Below are 16,045 nucleotides of genomic sequence, written 5' to 3'. Positions count from 1 at the left end.
GCACCACCGTTATGTCGCAGTAGAGTTATGCTATGGATGGTGGCAAGCTGATCGTAGTCATCGTCGACGACCACGATCTATTCACGCAGGGCTTGGCTCTGCTGCTGGATAGCCGGGTCGGCGACCGCATCTCGGTCGCCGGGTCGACCAGCCGACCGGAGGAAGCAGCCGCTCTTGTCGGCTCGACCGGCGCCGAGCTAGCGATCGTCGATCTCGCCATGCCACCGATCGGCGGCGTGGCGGCAATCCGGCACATCAAGTCACGCCACCCGGACACCAGGATCTTGGCGCTGTCAGGCACCACCGATCGGGGTTTGGCGGAGGAGGCATTGCGGGCGGGTGCCGATGGTTACCTGTCGAAGTCCGCGGACCCCGACACCCTTGTCGCCCCGTTGCTAAGCGTCGCGGCCGGTTTCCGGGTCCTCGAACCGGATCTGCTTACCGCCCTGCTGGACGGCATCCGCCGCCCACCGGAAACGATTCTCCAGAGATTGGATACCGAGGAGATGCGCCTGTGGGGCTTGCTCGCGCGGGGCGCCGAGACGATCGAAATCGCCGAACGGATGCTGGTCTCCGAGCGTACGGCCAAACGCATGATCGCGGCCCTGTTACACAAGCTCGACGTCGGGAGCCGCGCGGAAGCCGCGGGACTGGCCGGGTACTACGGGCTGATCGACCGGCCCAAGGATACGGGCGTCTGAGACATGCTGGCATCAAGTTCCCCACAAGGCCAGAATGGACAGGATGACGAAGGCAGCCGCCACCACCTGTGCGGCGACCGCGCCCCGGCGCAGCACCCGCGCGCGGCGGGCGCGTTCCCGGGCACCGAGCGCCGCGGGTACCGCCGTGTCGGCATTCCGCAAGCCCCACCGGCCGAGCAACACGAGTAGTGCCGCCAGCACGAGCAGGGGCCCCGCCGTGCTCACCGGGGACCCCCTTGCCGGGGCGGCTGAGCGGGTTTCGCGGGCTCCTGCCCTTGGGGAATCCCGAGTTCGCCCGGCTGCACGCTTGGCGGAGCGTCCGGCGATGCGGGCAGGTAGGCATCGGCGTACTGGATTTCCGCGTCGCGGATCCGCTCGGCCAGCCAGTCGCGCCAGGTTTGGAGTTTTCGTTCCAGTTCGAGTTGCTGCTTCAGCGGGTCGCGCACCTGGTCGAACCTCGCGGGCTCGGCCGGTGTGATTCCGGTGACCATACCGACGTTCCAGCCGAACTGGTTCTGCACAGGGCCGAAGTGCTCACCCCGCCCAGCGGCGAAGGCTGCCTTGGCGTAGTCGGGCTGAAGCTGGTCCCGGGTCACGGTGCCAAGGTTTCCACCGTCGCTTCGGGTCGCGCTGTCGAGGCTGTGCTGTCGGGCGAGGGTGTCGAACGATGCCCCGCCGCGGAGCTCGGCAACGATCCGGTCGGCCTCATCTTTGGTCCGAACGACGATGTTGGCCAGTTCCCGGCGCTCAGGAGTCCCCAGCTGATCCTTTCGTTTGCTGAATGCCTCACGGATTTCCTGGTCGCCGACCTTCGGTGTGTCCTTGGTGACCGTGTTGAACAGCTGGTCCATGGCCAACTGCTTCTTCACCTCGTCCAGGACGGCTCGTTCCGACGTGCCCGCGTTGCCCAGCGCCTGGACGAACTGGTCGCGACCTTGGGTGCCTTCGCCGAACTGCTGGGTGACGAACCGGCTCAACGTGTCCCGGGCCGCCTTGTCCGCCACCACGATTTTGTGGTCCCGGGCCGCCCTGTCGAGGAGCAGGCTCACCGCATAGGCCTTGGCGGCGTCGCGCCGGAAACGGTCCAGCCTGCCGGGCTCCTGCGGTGGCTCGATACCGTAGAGTGCACGCCATGTGTCGGTGACTTCGCCTAGGTCGTCAACGGTGACGACACGATCGTCGATCCGGAAGGCGGCATCGTCCGGCAGTTGCTCACCAGCCCACCAGAGGTAGCCGCCCGCGCCACCGCCCGCGAGCAGCAGCAGCATCACGGCCGCGACTGTCCGCGCCTTCCGGGTCCGCGGGAGCCTGATTCGCCTGAGGAGGCCGCGCAGGCCGCCCGGCTCACCGTCGGCGTTCCGCTCGGCATCGACGCCGTCCGCACCGCTGTCGTCGTTGTTGGCGATGTCGCGGTCTTGGCCACCCGTGCCCTGGGTTCCTTGCTCTCGCCGCTGGTCCGGCGAGCAATCCTCGGCGACGTGGGTGTCCCGGTCCGTGCCCGAACGCTCTGCGTCGTTCTCACGCGTATCAGCATCCTGTTCCTTGGCATCCGTCACGTCGGATGTCTGCCGCTGCTTCATGATCCACCTCCTGGCGTGGTGACGGATACGGGCGGAGTGGTCGCGGTCGCTGGGCGACGATCGCTCCGCCGGAGGGGCTTCACGGTAAGCCAGACGACGCACGCCGCGGCTCCGAGGGCTAGCAGCACCGATGCGGCGAGCAGCAGACCGAACTCCCGGACCGCCTCGAGCTGGGACACGGCGAGCACCGCGTACCCGACGGCCGATGTCGCCGTGGCCAGCAACACGGAGGTGCGCAGCGCGGCGTTGCCCCGTCGCACCGCTTCGGCGAGCAGCACGGTGAACTCGCACCCGACGGCCGCTGTCAGGGAACCCAGCGCGGCGGTGATCGGGGTCAGCGGAACCCGTGCCACCCACAGGGCGGCGAGGCCGACCCCGGTTGCGAGGGTGGCGGCGGCGACGGCGCGCGCGGCGTCGCTCCTGCGGCGCAGGCCGATCAGGAGCACGCCCCCAGCGGCGAGGATCCCCGCCACATTGGTGATGACACGGTCGGAGGAGACAAGTTCATGCCCGCGGACCGCAGCCATCGGCAAGCCGGTCAACTCCACCCGGTACCCCGTCGGGGGCGGTGGCAGGTTCCTGGCGACGTCGTCGCGCAGCGTCCGCAGCTGGTCGAGGTCGTCCATGCGCACACCGAAGCTGAGCACGGCTGCCCGCCGGTCGTCGCGGAACACCGAGCCGGTGAGGTACGGCGGCAGCAGCCGGGTCGCGGCCTCGATCTGCGCGGCGGACGGCGACGACCCGAGGAAGGGAAGCAGGGTGGCGGGCGAGATGACCGGCCGGAGCTGGTCTCCGTGCCGTTCGACGATCATGCTCTGAGCGCTGTGGGACCAGCTGACGGCCTGGGGTGCGAGCACGTCGGGGCCGCGCAACACCACCGCCACCTCACCGGAGGAGCCGATGACCGATTCCACCTTACGCGCGTCCTCGAGGGTTTCCAGCCCTGCGGCGAAGTTGCGGAAGTCGCTGTCAAGTCTCAACTGCGGCAGCATGACCCAGCCCGTCGCCGCGACCGCGACGGCGAGCAGCGCGGCAGCAGCCCGGATCGGCCAGGACGCAGCGGTGCGGGCAGCGGGCCGACGGTCGCCGCGAGGCTCAGCGTCAGCCCGTGACACCGCGCGCACCAGCACCATACCCAGCGCGGCGGCGAGCAGAACGCCGAAGGCCAGCGTCAGGCCGAGGTCCCGGACGAGGGGTAACGGGGACAGCGCCAGGGTGGCGAATGCCGCCGCGGTCGCGCTGGCGACCACCAGCACGACGCGACGCCGGGCGTGCTGCGCGAAGTAGGTTGGATAGTAGCTGCCGATGCCCAAGAGCACGGGAAGGAAGGCGACCACGCCCAGGGACAGGGGCCGGTCTAGCCACCCGAACGTAGCGACCGTGAGCGCCACCGCCACGGTGGTCGTCACCACGGGCAGGAGCCGTCGTCGCACACCCCGGGTCCAGGGGATGAGCAGAAAGCACGCGGCGACCGCCACCACCGCGATCCCCCCGATCACAGGGATTTCCCAGCGCACCTGACTGGCCAGATCCGAGGTCACCGTGGGAACGCCGGAAACGATGGCACGCTCGGCACCCACGGTGTCGCGGGCCGCCGAGACGGCATTCCGGACGCTCTGCACGAGCCGGTCGGTGCCGTCCTGGTCCAGCCCCTCGCGTGGCCGGATCAGCACGGCGACGGCCCGGTCGGACGGGACCATGAACCGCCACTGTGGTTTGGGTTGCCCGTCCGGTGTGTGGAGGACCGTCTCAACGAAGCCGGGGTTGCGCAACGTGGGCAGCCCAGCCGGAAGCCCTTGCACCAGGAGTGCCCCGTACCGGGCGTCGAACTCGGCCGCCGTCGCGTCTCCGCCTCGGGCGCGGAGGGCGTCGCGTCGTCCCGCGAGCTCGGCGAGCAGGTCCTGCACCCGGCCGGCGATCTGGTTGAGCGTGGTCGCGGGGCCGTAGGTGGCGGCGACGTCGGGTAGGCGTGACAGCTGGCCCTCCAGCTGCAGCAGCGGCAGCAAATGTTGCTGGTCGAGCAGCTCACCCGGCTGGCGTGACTCGAGCAGGACCACGACGGGGTCCCCGCCGAAGTCGGACGCCGCCGCCTGCAGCTCCTGCAGCGCGGGGTCGTCGTGTGGCAGGAAGGACTCGACACTGGTCTCCAGGCGCACCTGTGCCAGCCCGCCGATCAGGAAGGCGACCACGAGCAGGGCGCCCAGGATGGTCACGGCGCCGCGTTTGGTCCGGTACCGCGACCACCGGGGGCGCCGCTTCTCCGCTGGCGCATGGGAGTGCCGACCCCAAGGCATGGGCAGTCGGAGCCGGAGGCGTGGAGGACGCGGCCTTCTCATTTGTTATCACGCTGCACGCGCGGGTACTCGCCGTCGAACGGGCCCGGGTTGGCCGCCTCCCCCGGTGCGGGGTACGGGTTGTACTTGTCCAGCAGGGGGATCTGGTTGAGATTGAGCGGGTTGCCCCGGACGCTCTGCTCGTTGACCGGCGGGAACGTCCGCAGCCAGCGGCCGTTGGTGTCCCCCCGTGCCATCGACTGTGCCATGTTGGCGAACATGCTGGCGACATCGGGGCCGTAGGGCCGCAAGTAGGCCAGCATGGGGTTGACGTCGGCGAGCGCCACGTCGAGGGTCGGCAGCAGGCGCTGCGCGTCGGCCGCCACCGCGGGGACCCTCGTGAGGGTGTCCGGCGCGGTGTTCAGCACGCCGTCCAGGGAGGGCAGCAGGCCGCGCAGGTCGGCGGAGGTCCGCGGCAGTTCCCGCAGTGCGGCACTGAGGTCGGGGGCGGCCGTACGCAGGTTCTGGGCGATGGGTGCCAGGCTGGTGGAGAGCCGGTCCAGGTCGTCGGTGGCGGCGCTCGCGCTGTCCAGGACCGGTGGTAGTCGACGGAGCACCGCCTCGATCTGGCCGGCGCCGTCGGCGGTGGTACGAGTCAGGGTGTCGGCGTCGGCGACCAGCCGGGCAATCTGTCCTTGGCTGGTGTCGAGCGCGGCCAGCAGGGTCGCCGTCTTCCCCGTGAGTTTCGACAGATCGTCGCTCTGGGCGGACAGCGCGGCCAGGGCGCCCTGTCCCTCCCGGCCGAGGTAGCCGAGGCCGGTGAGCGCACGGGAGATGTTCTCGCGGCTGCCTTCCGTCGCCCCGCCGAGGGAACGCACCGCGCTTGCCAGCGCCTCACGGGTGGGCTGGTCGAGGCTGGCCAGAACATCGTTGAGCTGCACCGGCGGCTGGCCGGCTGAGTCCGGCAGGGTGGCGCCGCTGGGCACCGGCGCGCCGTCACCGTCGCTGATCTCCAGGAAGGTCTCCTCGACCAGGGTCTTGTTCCGGACCCGCACCGTGGCACCTTCGTGCACCGGATACTGGTTGTCCAGTTCCATCGTCACGCGTGCCCGCTCCCCGGCAGGGCGAACCTCGGCGACTTCGCCGACCCGGACGCCGGCGACCATCACGTCCGCGCCGGGCACCAGGTTCGCCACCCGGGGAAAGCTCGCCGACAACTGGTAGGCCGAGCGTTGGAAGGGAAGCCGCCCGCCCGAGTTGTCCCAGAGATAGCCGAAGATCACGGCGCACACGGCGACGAAGACGATCAGGACGGTGAGCCGGATGGCCGGCAGCACGGAATGCGAGATTCTCATGGTGGTCGACCGCCTAGCGTGGTGTCGGGCTGGACAGGATCTCGGCGCCCGGGAGCGGCAACGTGCTGGGCGTCACCTGGAGCAGGCCACGCAGGATGCCGCCATTGGCGTCGTGGAGGCTGGTCACCGAGTTGGTCTGGTACACGAAGGCTCCCAGGTCGTTGAGATAGGGGAGCAGGGAGGCGGTGATCGGCTCCAGCCGGCTGGTGGTGTGCCGCAGGTCGGGCAGGAGGGCGTTGACGTCAGTCACCAGGGGCCGCAAGTCATTGACGACGGGCCTGGCCTTGGTCACCACCGGGTTGGCCACGTCCACGGTCTCGCCGACGCGATCGACGGTGGCGGTCAGCCTGCGCAAGGAATCCGGGAGCGTGCCGGAGGCCTGCCGCAGGCTGTCCAGGACCGGATCGAGCTGGTCGCTCAGGGCCTGCACGCTGCCGGTGGCGCGGCCCAGCTCGTCGGTCACGTCGGGCAGCTGGGCGAGCGCCTCGTCGATGGCGTCACTCTGCTCTCCGGCCGCGGCCAGCGTGTGCTGCAGGTTCCTCGCGAGCTCGGCCAGGCGCTGGTCGTTCTCACCGACAGCGCTGGACACCTGAGCGAGTGCGGTGACCAGTTGCGCGAGCTTGTCCTTGCGGGTCTGCAGCTCGACGACGACGGGTTTGAGGTCACGCACGACGCGGTCGGTGGCGGACAGCCCGCCCGGCAGTGCCTCCGGCGCGTGGGCCAGTGCCGTGTCGGACTCGGTGAGCAGCGCGGTCAGGGCGCTGCGGGTATTCGTGTCGAGGTGCGCGAGGACCTCGTCCGCTTGGATGGGCCGCTGCGACTGCGTTGCCGGGATCATATCCCCTTCGGCGAGCGGCTTGCCGGGCGGGCCACCGGGATCGATCTCCACGTACATCTCGTTCATCGGGCTCTTGGGCCGCAGCACCGTCCGGGCGTTGTCGTAGACGGTGTGACCGGGTTCGATCGAGAGTGTCAGCTCCGCCTTGCCGTCGTCGGAGACCGAAGCGGACTCGATCTGCCCGACCTGCACACCGGCGATGCGGACCTCCTGTCCGTTGCCGGGGCTCACGGCGGGCGCGTTGTCGAACTCGGCTGTGAAGACGAACTGATCCTGCCACGGCCAGGTCGTGGTCCCCGATCCCTGCTGACTCAGGATGTATCCGCCGGCGCCGAGGCCGAGGGCCACCAGAACGGCCAGCGTGAGCACGTTGCGTCCCAGGCGCGGCTCGTTGCGCACCCGCTGCCACGTCTTGCGCAGGCGGTGCCGTGTGCCGCTCATCGTGGCTCTCCCTTCCCGATGCCGGTGAGGTTGCGGAACAGCTGTTCCAGGCTGATCGGCAGGCCGGCGAGCGTGCCTGGGGCGACTCCAGGATGGAACGCGATCGAGGCGCCGTTGGCGTCGGTCATGGAGGAGGCCCGGTCGACATTGGCGAACATGTACGCCAGCTCCTGGTACAGCGGCCTGTCTCCGCCGGTGTCCGAGTAGGGCCCGGTGCCGTGGTAGGGCGAAAGGACCGTGGCTTTGACCGGACCGTTGAGGCGGTCCAGCACCGGGCCACGCACGTCGTCGAGCACGGGCGTGGCGTCGCGGGCGGTGGGCACCAGCCGCTCCACGACGGGCCTGGCATCGACCAGCAGGTTCTTCAGGTCGGTCACCAATGGGCGGGCCTTCGCCAGTACGGGATCGGCATGCGCCAGCGCGGTGTCGAGTTCCGCCGCGACGGGGCGCGCCGGGTCAGCGGTGTCCCGCAGCCGGATCAGCGTGCCATCCAGGCGGCGCAGCCCAGCGTTCGTCGAGTCCAGGGTCCGGGGCAACGTCGCGAGCGCGTCCGCCAGGTCGGCCGAGCGCCGCCCCAGCACGGTGCCCAGGGTGTCCAGGTCACGCACGATGGCGTCCAGTTGCCCTGGCTGCTCGGTCAGCGTCCGCGCCGTCGACTCCAGGCCCCCCACGACGTGAGTGAGGTCCGTTGCCGGGCGCGTGCCCCGGGCGGCGTCGAGTACGGTGGCCGCCGGGTCCAACGTGCCTGGGGCATCGGCGAGGAGCCGGTCCAGCGCGGCGCGGCCACGTTCGTCCAACGTGCGATCCAGCGAATCAACGGCCGACGTCGCGGACTCCAGCGTGTCGGGTGGCAACGCCCGGGTGACCTTGTCGAGCTCCACTGGGACCTCCGTTCGCGCGACCGGGATGGTGCCGCCGAAGTCCCCGGGCTGCCCTCCGGGTACGAGATCGAGGTAGTACTTGCCACCCAGGAGTGTGGCGGGGCGGATCACCGCGGACGGCGCGGAGCGGAGCTTGCCCGGAATGTCGCCGTCGACCTTGACCTCGACTCGCGCGGAGCCGTCGGACCCCGGTTCGACGGCGGTGACCTTGCCGACCGGGACCCCGGCGACCTTGACCTCCGTGACGTAGGGACGAAGATGGTAGTCCCGGGCGAAGTGGATCGCGAATGTCGTGCCCGGCTTCAACGTGGTGAGAATGGGGTCCTTGTTGAACAGGCCGACGCCGACCACCAACGCTACGACGATGAAGACCAGGCCGAGTCGGAACGGGGAGCGCCGGGCCCGTGCGAGCCTCTTCCGCGGATTCGATTCCATCTGTGTCACCTCGGTCCCAGCAGTGTGCTCTTGTCTCGTGCGGCCTCGCCGGGTGCCGGGTACGGGTTGCGCGCAGTCAGCGGGTCACGCAGGCCCCGCACGATGCCGGTCGCGGTGCTCGTCCCGACCGGCGGTGAGAAGCGCAGCCAGTGGCCAGCCGCATCACCCTGATGCAGGGCGTCGGTGGCGTGGGTGAACCACAGCGAGATCTCCGGGGCGTAGGGCGCCAGAACGGCCAGGGGTTGCTGCGCCGAGCCGACCGCCTCCCGGATACGCGGCGCCACCGGGCGCGCATCGGTGAACGTCCGAGTCAGGCCGTCCACCGCGGGCATCGCCTGCCCCGCGACACCGGGCACCTTGTTCAACGGCGGAATCCCTTCTCGCAGCACGCCGCGCACATCGGGGGTTGCCTGGCCGAGCGCCTGTGCTCCGGGCCGCAATGCCGCCGCGGCGGCCTCGGTGTCGGCCAGCGGCCGCCGCAGGGCCTCGAGGCTGCCGCGGACCTTGGTCAGCGTGTCCGGCGCCTTGGTCAGCGCGTCGGACACCGGCCTGGCGTCGTCGACGGCGACCGAGCGTAGGGTGGTGTCGAGCTGGCGCACAAGGTTGCTGAGTTGCTGCTCCCGGCCCTGGAAGCGGCCGCTGAAGCGATCCACGGCCTGCAGTGTCTGGACAAGGTCGGCACCCCCCTCCGTGGTCAGCGCGCGCGACACGGTCCCCAGGTCGGGCAGCTCGGTCGGCAGAGCGGCCAGCGTGTCTCGCAGGTCCTGCGTATGGCCTGCGACACCGCCGCCTGTTTCCCGGAGCGTCGAGCCCAGCGCCTTGCGGGTGGGCTCGTCCAGCACGGCGAGCAGGTCCGACAGTTCCTGGGCTCCGGTCGTTTCCGAGGCCGGGATGACCTCCCCGGGGTCGACGGCTCCGGCTTGTGGTGAACCGGGGTTGAAGGCGACGTACTTCTGGCCGAGCGCGGAGCGCGCCCCCACCGATGCGGTGACGGCCGTCGCATTGCGGTAGATGGACCGGTGGCCATCGAACCTCAGCTCGACGACTGGCTTGCCGTCCACCAGGGTGATCTCGCCGACCTGCCCGACGCGCACGTCGTTGATCCGCACGTCATCCCCGCTGCGCAAGCCTCCGACCTCAACGAACTCGGCGCGCACCACGGTGCGCGGCAGACCGGGTATGCCCTTGTTCGCGGTGATCGCGACGCCAACGGAGGCCACGAACACCACGAGCACCACGATTCCGGTGAGCACCGAACGCCGGCGGCGCTTGCTGTTGCTTGCCATCATCGACCTCCTCCCCCGATGAGGAACTGGACGAGTCCCTGCTCCTGCTGTGGGTCGAGCCCGGTCACACCTGCCTTGGGGTCCTGTTCGGTGGAGAGCAGCCCACCGAGGATGCCGCCGTCCCCGGTAAGGCCGGGTACCTGCGGCAGGGGCAACGGCGCACGGTCAGGCTGGGGTGATGTTTCCGGCGGTCGTTCGGAGGGCGGACCTTGCTGCTGCGCGGGTGGCGCGCCGTTGGGCGTGGGCACGGCCGCGCCGAGCAGATCCGGACTGACGACCAGCATCGCGCGGAAGTAGTGTGAGATGCCATCCCGGCCGTTGGTGGTCAGTGCCCAGTTACGGATGAAGCCGAGCACGTTGCCGAGGTTGGCGGTCAGTTCACCGACGACCGGACGCAGGTCGCCCACCGCCGACCGCAGGTCCGGACCGGCCTGCCGAAGCTGGTCCACCACCGGCCTGGCCTCGTCCAGCAGGCGCTGAGCGTGCTCGAGGACGGGGTTGGCGTGCGCCAGGGCGGGATCGGCGGCGTCGGCGAAGCGCTGGATTTCGGCGCTGATCGCGGCGAGGTCGTCGGTGGTGGGCCGGATCGCCGCGAGGGTCGGCGTGGTCTCGGCGGCGGTGCCGGTGAGCTGGGCGAGCGTCGCGCGGGCCGTCGCGAGGGTCTCTGGCAGACGCCGCAACGTCTCGGTCAGTTCCCGCCGTTTCGTGGCGGTGGCCGCGGTGAGCTTTCGCGCCGAGGCGACCAGCCGGTCGAGGTTGGCTCCCTGGTCGGCGGCGAGAGCGCTCGCGACAGGCTGCAGCTTGTCCACCAGGCTGCCGAGCAGCTGGTTCTGGTCCCGCAGGACACCGGACAGGGCCGTGGTGTCGTTCATCGACGACTCGAGGGCCCGGATGGTGGCGTCGACATTTCCGCCGTTGCCACGGATACCTTCCCCGAGCATGGTCACCAGCGCGGCCAGCGACCGTCCGGTGGGGTCGTCGACCGTGTTGAGCACCTCATCGAGGTCGGCCTGCGCGCCGGTTTGCCGCATCGGGAGGACATCGCCATCGCCGAGTACCGGCGCGTCGGGGCTTCCCCGATCCAGCTCGACGTAGCGCTCGCCGAGCAGGCTCACTGGACGGATGGTGGCCCTGGCGTCCGTGTGCACGGGAAGGGCCTCGCTCTCCAGGCTCAGCACCACGGAGGCCTTGCCGCCCCGCACATCCATCGCCGCCACCTGGCCGACCTTCACGCCACTGACCTTCACCTCGTTGCCGACCAGCAGAGGACTCGCATCGGCGAAGCGCGCGACGATCGTGGTCTGGCCCGGCTCGCTCTCCTGGTCAATGCCGACTGTTCCCGCTGTCACCCCGAGCACGGCCACCGCGACGACGGCGAGAATCCGGCCACGCGGTAGCCGACGAGGCACCTGGTTGGGCTGCTTGCTCATCGCACTCCACCTCCGGCGGCATCCACCCAGGGCTGGTCGACCAGCGAACCGGGCGCCGGTGTCAGGTCCTTCTTGTAGCCGGGGGGGACGATGCCCGGATTGACGTTGACACTGCCGAGCCCGGCCTGAACGTAGATCCGGGCGTAATGGCCGTTGGTGTCATAGTTGGCGTTCGCGGAGCCCCAGTTCGCGGCCCATCCGGCGATCTCCGGGGTGTAGGGCCGGAGAAAACTCAACGCGGGAGTGAGGTCCCCGACTAGTGAGTTGGCGCCCGGCAGTACCCCATGAGCGCTGTCCAGCAACCCCGGGGTGTAGCGAAGCAGATCCCGCGCCACCGCCAGTGTTGGCCGCAGTTCCGCGACGAGCGGGCGCAGGTCAGCCAGCACCGGCCTCAGGTTCCGCGCCACCGACGGCAACTTGTCGGTAGCGGGTTTCAGATCCTCGAGCAGCGGAACCGCCTTGTCCGCGACGGAAGGGACCCGGTCCAGTGTCGTCTTCGCCGTGTCCAACGTGCCCGGAAGTTTGTCCAACGCCTCCGCCACCGCGTGCTTTTGCTGTGCGGTGAGACGGGTCGTGGTCGAAACCTGCTCGATGATATTGCGGATGGCCTGCTCGCGGTTGACGAGCGTGGACACGATGCCATCCAGTTGGGTGATCAGTTGCTTGATCGCCGGACCGTCACTGCCGACCGCCCGCAGAACCTCACCCAGGGCCTCCAGCGCCGGCCCCGCCGACCGCAACGTGTCACGGAGGTCCTCTTCGTTGCCGTCCACGGACTTGTCAAGCCGCCGGATCAGGGAGGACAGGTGCTCTCGCGTGGGCTCATCCAGTGCCGCGAGAACCTGGTCGACCTCCATCGGCGTAGGCATTTCCCCTCGGATCATTCCTCCGTCCGGGATGACGGCGTTCCCGGCGGGCCCGTCCGCGACGGCGACGATACGTTCACCCAGCGCCGCCTTCCACTCGATGGTCACGACCGCACCGTCGTGCAGCGGAGCGTGGTCGTTGTTCATCGCCAACGTGACCCGGGCCTTGCCGTCCTGCACCGCGATGTTCTCTACCCTGCCCGCCTCGAAACCGTTGACGTGAACTGAGCCGCCTTCGACGACGTTGGTGGCCGATGCGAGCACCACGTCGACTCGATAACCGTCGTCCCTCCCCAGCACGAAGCCGGCAACTCCGAGAACGACGACGGCGACGACGCCGAAAGCCAAGATACGTCGCATCGAGTCAGTCCATTCCCAACGGTCCAGCGGAATCTCCGGAGAGAAACTGCCGGACAAACGGATCCTCGGACGCGAATGCCTCCTCGGCCTCGCCGTAATGCACCACCTGTCCCTGCCAGATCAGGCCAACATAGTCACTAACCTTCCGCGCGGTCCTAATGTCATGCGTGACGAGAAGGTAGGTCCCCTTGTGCTCGTTGTGCATTTTGAGGATGAGGTCGTTGAGCAGGCTGGTACGCACCGGATCGAGACCGGAATCCGGTTCGTCGAACAGCACGACCTCGGGATCCAGCACGAGCGCCCTCGCGAATCCGGCCCGCTTGCGCATCCCACCCGAAACTTCACTGGGTAGTTTCGCCATCGCCTTCTCCAGCCCGACCTCCTGGAGCCGACTCACCACAATTTCCTCGATATCCGACTCATCGAGATCGGTGTGCTTACGCAGCGGGAAGGCGGTGTTGTCGTAAATATTCATCGATCCGAAAAGTGCACCGTCCTGAAACAGGACGCCAAACTTCTTGCGCAGGTCGTAGCGTTCCTTCTCGCTGATTTGCCAGATGTTCTTGCCGAACACGACGATCTCTCCGTCATCCGGCTCCAGCAGTCCTACGAGGTGCTTCAAAAGTACGCTTTTGCCGGTCCCTGAAGGTCCCAGGACGGTCGTGATCGCGTCATCGACGAAGTCGATGCTCATTCCGTTCATAACCCGGAAGCTGCCGAACGACTTGACGACATTCCGCACTTCCATCGAGTGCCGCAGCTGTCCGTTGCCGTCTCGACGCACCTGATCGCCGGCAGGCAGGTTCCCCGCATGGGGAAGTTGCGTCGTCGGCTCTGTCGCCGTCGAGGGTGACACAAAGGACATCGTCAACTCCTTGCCGTAGAGGGACCTGGCTCAAGATCAGTTCGCGATCGGCGCGTTGGGACTGAGGCCCCAGAACAGTTGGGTGCCCAGCACTCCGATCACATGCACCAGCACCATGTTCAGCATCATGGACTTCGCCGTACTTCGGCCCACACCGACGGACCCGCCACTGGCCGTGTAGCCGTAGTAGCATCCCACGAACACGACGGCTGTTCCCATCGCCATCACTTTGACAAGGGAATACAGCAGATCGGCGGGATTTTGATAGAGCCAGAAAATGAAGCTGTATCCGCCTTCGGACACCCCGCCCAGCATCTTCACCGTCGTGAGGTACTCACCGATGTACATGATGCCGAGTCCGACGATGTAGAGAAACGGAAGCGCGAGCCACGCCGCGACCACCCTGGCTCCGACCAGGTAACTGCGCGATTTCACGCCCATGACTTCCATCGCATCGATCTCGTCCGAGATGCGCATGGACCCGATTTCGGCTACAAGGCCGCATCCGACCTTCGCGGAGATGATGTATCCCCACATGTAGGGCGCCATCTCGCGGATGCCACACCAGGCGTTGAAAATACCAGAGTATAACGGCGCGCCGATTTGTTTCAGCGTGTAGTTGCCCTCCAAGCCGCACTCGTATCCCATGACGAACTGCATCATCCAGATGATCAATCCGCTTGACAGGATGAGCACGCCACATTGGTGGAACACCTCGGTCGGGTAATGACGCAAGTCAGGTAACGCGCGAACCACCTGCCAGGAGAACCGCGCGATGTCACCACCGGTCGTCACCGCCTCCTTGATGGACTTGACGATACTGCCCGGGGAGACGATGACATCGGCCGGCTTCGGAGGACGGGCTCGTGAACGGCCGGCCTGCGTGCCGGTCTCTGTCGGTCGTGGCATTCCGCTACTCACAGGGTCCACCGCCTCATCACTTGAAGACAATCATGTCCGGGTTCACACCGAGAATGATCGCGGTGAACACGGCATTGACGATCCAGATGGTCGCGAATGCGATGACGACCGCCTGGTTCACCGCCTTGCCGACACCGATGGGGCCGCTCCCCGGGTTCATCCCCTTGTAGCAGCAGACGACGCCTATGATCATGCCGAACAGCGACGTCTTGACCACGCTCGCCCAGATATCGGTCGTTGTCGCGTTGTCGAAAAAGCTCGCCACGAAGGCGCTCGGATTCGCCTCGAGAATAGGGACGGCCGCGATGTATCCACCGACGACGCCGAATACCAACGCCACGATGTCCATCAATCCCGTGATGAGCGTCAGCGCGACAACTCGAGGCACCACAAGCGTCCGGATCGGATCGACGCCGAGCACTTCCATGGCGTCGATCTCTTCCCGAATACGGCGCGCACCGAGGTCGGCGGTGATGGCGGTGCCCATGACTCCGGCGATGATCATCGCGTTGATCCACGGCGCGAACTCGCGCACGCTCGCCATGATGAAGAACGAACCCAGACGCTCGGGAATGCCGAACAGATAGAAGATGTTGCCACCTTGGAGGCCAGGTGCGCCAAGTCCGAATGCGATCGTGGAAATGATCATCGGAATTGAGCACAACCTCAGCGTGAGGAACATCTGGTCCCGGACCTCGCCCCAGTAGCCCATCGGGTGGCGAATCGCCGAGTACAGAACGACACCGAGTAGCCGCACCATCTCGCCGGCCTGCTCGAACGGCTTCGCTACCGACGAACCGAGACCACCAAGTGTGCGCGTTTTGGCTTCGGGCTCGCGCGACGGCCGCCGCGATGACACCGAGATGTCGGTGGAAGTCAAAGCCGCTCCTATGATTCAGACGTGTGCCGATGCTGACGACTTGGGCAGCAGACATGGCCGGAGCTGCCCGGCGGCGGGGGGCTTGCCAGGCCGTCAACCCGTACAGGATCGACGAACGCGAGGCTCACATGAGGTCGCCGACTACCTTCGGCTGCCCTGCAGAAAGCCGACGGCAGCTCCGGTGATCAGCGAGGCCGCCACCGTCAGAGCGATCTGCGCCGGATCACCGCCGGCGGGGCCGAGCAACACCAGCGGCAACATCAGTAAATAGCTGCTCATCGCGGCCACCGCGCCGTGCACGATGGGAATGCGCGCCCTGCCGACGCGGCGCGCCGCCACCACGAAAGCAACCAATGCCACGAGTGGAAGCCACAGCTGAGACAATGCTGGAGTCCAAGCGGCGACGAGCGGATGCGTAAGACTTCCCAGCAGCAGGACGGTGAATCCCGTAGACGCGCCACGTACCGCGAGCGGCATGTCGATGACGTCCCCAGGCGCTCGCTGCCCGGCTCCTCCTTGACCGGAGCCGCTTCGGCGGGTCCGCTCCGCATGCTGGCGGCGAACCGACGTCACACCCATGTGATCAAACCTCTCTGTCGCGCGGCGCTGCGCAGTTCCCGTTCGACACCGCAGGCACGACCCGAACGCAGTGAGAGTATGCCGTGGATCACACGGCACGTGTGGGCCAACACTGGTCCGAACGGGCCAACGAACAACACGAGTGAACCGCCCCGGCGTGTCCGGAGAGCTATGGGTTTAAGAGCTCAGCGGGTTGCTGGGCCCGGTCGTGAACGTAGTAGGCGGTTTCGAGTTCGACCGGTGGGATGTCGCCGCAGTACTCGTGGAGACGGCGGTGATTGAACCAGTCGACCCATTCGGCGGTGGCGAACTCGACCTGCTCGACCGTGCGCCACGGCTTACGGGCTTGATCAG

At 67.8% G+C, this 16,045-nt stretch carries 15 protein-coding genes; 1 reads left to right on the top strand and 14 read right to left on the bottom strand.

Annotated features, from left to right (window positions below):
• Positions 1-32 precede the first annotated feature (32 nt).
• Complete coding sequence (locus tag FHU38_RS00075) at positions 33-701, top strand: response regulator transcription factor (protein ID WP_167165506.1); 669 nt, start codon at positions 33-35, stop codon at positions 699-701.
• Between the two features lie 12 nt (positions 702-713).
• Here the strand turns inward: FHU38_RS00075 and FHU38_RS00070 are convergent, their stop codons facing one another.
• From FHU38_RS00070 to FHU38_RS00005, 14 genes are all read right to left on the bottom strand, one after another.
• Entirely contained in the window at positions 714-926 is a 213-nt protein-coding gene (locus FHU38_RS00070; protein ID WP_009156915.1) for a hypothetical protein, read from the bottom strand.
• A complete protein-coding gene (locus tag FHU38_RS00065) occupies positions 923-2,281 on the bottom strand; it encodes a peptidylprolyl isomerase (protein WP_167165504.1) in 1,359 nt (452 codons plus the stop codon). Before FHU38_RS00065 ends, FHU38_RS00070 begins: the two co-directional genes overlap by 4 nt.
• Positions 2,278-4,494: an MMPL family transporter gene (locus FHU38_RS00060; protein ID WP_313886623.1), complete on the bottom strand. Its 2,217-nt coding sequence runs from the start codon at positions 4,492-4,494 to the stop codon at positions 2,278-2,280. The genes FHU38_RS00065 and FHU38_RS00060 overlap by 4 nt, the downstream gene beginning before the upstream one ends.
• A gap of 119 nt (positions 4,495-4,613) precedes the next feature.
• On the bottom strand, positions 4,614-5,909 hold the full coding sequence (locus FHU38_RS00055; RefSeq protein ID WP_009156918.1) for an MlaD family protein: 1,296 nt from the start codon (positions 5,907-5,909) through the stop codon (positions 4,614-4,616).
• A gap of 13 nt (positions 5,910-5,922) precedes the next feature.
• Complete coding sequence (locus FHU38_RS00050) at positions 5,923-7,188, bottom strand: MlaD family protein (protein WP_110341464.1); 1,266 nt, start codon at positions 7,186-7,188, stop codon at positions 5,923-5,925.
• A complete protein-coding gene (locus FHU38_RS00045) occupies positions 7,185-8,504 on the bottom strand; it encodes an MlaD family protein (protein WP_009156920.1) in 1,320 nt (439 codons plus the stop codon). The genes FHU38_RS00050 and FHU38_RS00045 overlap by 4 nt, the downstream gene beginning before the upstream one ends.
• Before the next feature lie 5 nt (positions 8,505-8,509).
• The gene (locus FHU38_RS00040; protein ID WP_243852169.1) at positions 8,510-9,793 is read right to left on the bottom strand and encodes an MlaD family protein; all 1,284 of its coding nucleotides are present in this window, start codon (positions 9,791-9,793) and stop codon (positions 8,510-8,512) included.
• Positions 9,790-11,220: an MlaD family protein gene (locus tag FHU38_RS00035; RefSeq protein WP_167165500.1), complete on the bottom strand. Its 1,431-nt coding sequence runs from the start codon at positions 11,218-11,220 to the stop codon at positions 9,790-9,792. Before FHU38_RS00035 ends, FHU38_RS00040 begins: the two co-directional genes overlap by 4 nt.
• Positions 11,217-12,446 (bottom strand): MlaD family protein, encoded by a 1,230-nt coding sequence (locus FHU38_RS00030; protein ID WP_009156923.1) that lies wholly within the window; start codon positions 12,444-12,446, stop codon positions 11,217-11,219. The genes FHU38_RS00035 and FHU38_RS00030 overlap by 4 nt, the downstream gene beginning before the upstream one ends.
• Positions 12,447-12,450: 4 nt before the next feature.
• A complete protein-coding gene (locus tag FHU38_RS00025) occupies positions 12,451-13,311 on the bottom strand; it encodes an ABC transporter ATP-binding protein (RefSeq protein ID WP_009156924.1) in 861 nt (286 codons plus the stop codon).
• Positions 13,312-13,347: 36 nt separating this feature from the next.
• The gene (locus FHU38_RS00020; protein WP_232285490.1) at positions 13,348-14,232 is read right to left on the bottom strand and encodes an ABC transporter permease; all 885 of its coding nucleotides are present in this window, start codon (positions 14,230-14,232) and stop codon (positions 13,348-13,350) included.
• Positions 14,233-14,248: 16 nt separating this feature from the next.
• Complete coding sequence (locus FHU38_RS00015) at positions 14,249-15,112, bottom strand: MlaE family ABC transporter permease (RefSeq protein ID WP_009156926.1); 864 nt, start codon at positions 15,110-15,112, stop codon at positions 14,249-14,251.
• A gap of 141 nt (positions 15,113-15,253) precedes the next feature.
• Positions 15,254-15,691: a hypothetical protein gene (locus tag FHU38_RS00010; protein WP_167165498.1), complete on the bottom strand. Its 438-nt coding sequence runs from the start codon at positions 15,689-15,691 to the stop codon at positions 15,254-15,256.
• Positions 15,692-15,860: 169 nt separating this feature from the next.
• Positions 15,861-16,045 (bottom strand): integrase core domain-containing protein (locus FHU38_RS00005; RefSeq protein ID WP_167165496.1); only part of this gene is annotated, 185 nt, incomplete at its 5' end.

This window comes from Saccharomonospora amisosensis (genome assembly GCF_011761185.1).
In the GTDB taxonomy this organism is placed as follows: Bacteria; Actinomycetota; Actinomycetes; order Mycobacteriales; family Pseudonocardiaceae; genus Saccharomonospora_A; species Saccharomonospora_A amisosensis.
This window is presented reverse-complemented; position numbering and strand designations above follow the sequence as displayed.

Excerpts from the sequence above, each read along its gene's own strand:
- FHU38_RS00075 (WP_167165506.1), top strand. The coding sequence starts at position 33 with ATGGATGGTGGCAAGCTGATCGTAGTCATCGTCGACGACCACGATCTA.
- FHU38_RS00065 (WP_167165504.1), bottom strand. The coding sequence starts at position 2,281 with ATGAAGCAGCGGCAGACATCCGACGTGACGGATGCCAAGGAACAGGAT.
- FHU38_RS00055 (WP_009156918.1), bottom strand. The coding sequence starts at position 5,909 with ATGAGAATCTCGCATTCCGTGCTGCCGGCCATCCGGCTCACCGTCCTG.
- FHU38_RS00050 (WP_110341464.1), bottom strand. The coding sequence starts at position 7,188 with ATGAGCGGCACACGGCACCGCCTGCGCAAGACGTGGCAGCGGGTGCGC.
- FHU38_RS00045 (WP_009156920.1), bottom strand. The coding sequence starts at position 8,504 with ATGGAATCGAATCCGCGGAAGAGGCTCGCACGGGCCCGGCGCTCCCCG.
- FHU38_RS00040 (WP_243852169.1), bottom strand. The coding sequence starts at position 9,793 with ATGATGGCAAGCAACAGCAAGCGCCGCCGGCGTTCGGTGCTCACCGGA.
- FHU38_RS00035 (WP_167165500.1), bottom strand. The coding sequence starts at position 11,220 with ATGAGCAAGCAGCCCAACCAGGTGCCTCGTCGGCTACCGCGTGGCCGG.
- FHU38_RS00030 (WP_009156923.1), bottom strand. The coding sequence starts at position 12,446 with ATGCGACGTATCTTGGCTTTCGGCGTCGTCGCCGTCGTCGTTCTCGGA.
- FHU38_RS00025 (WP_009156924.1), bottom strand. The coding sequence starts at position 13,311 with ATGTCCTTTGTGTCACCCTCGACGGCGACAGAGCCGACGACGCAACTT.
- FHU38_RS00010 (WP_167165498.1), bottom strand. The coding sequence starts at position 15,691 with ATGGGTGTGACGTCGGTTCGCCGCCAGCATGCGGAGCGGACCCGCCGA.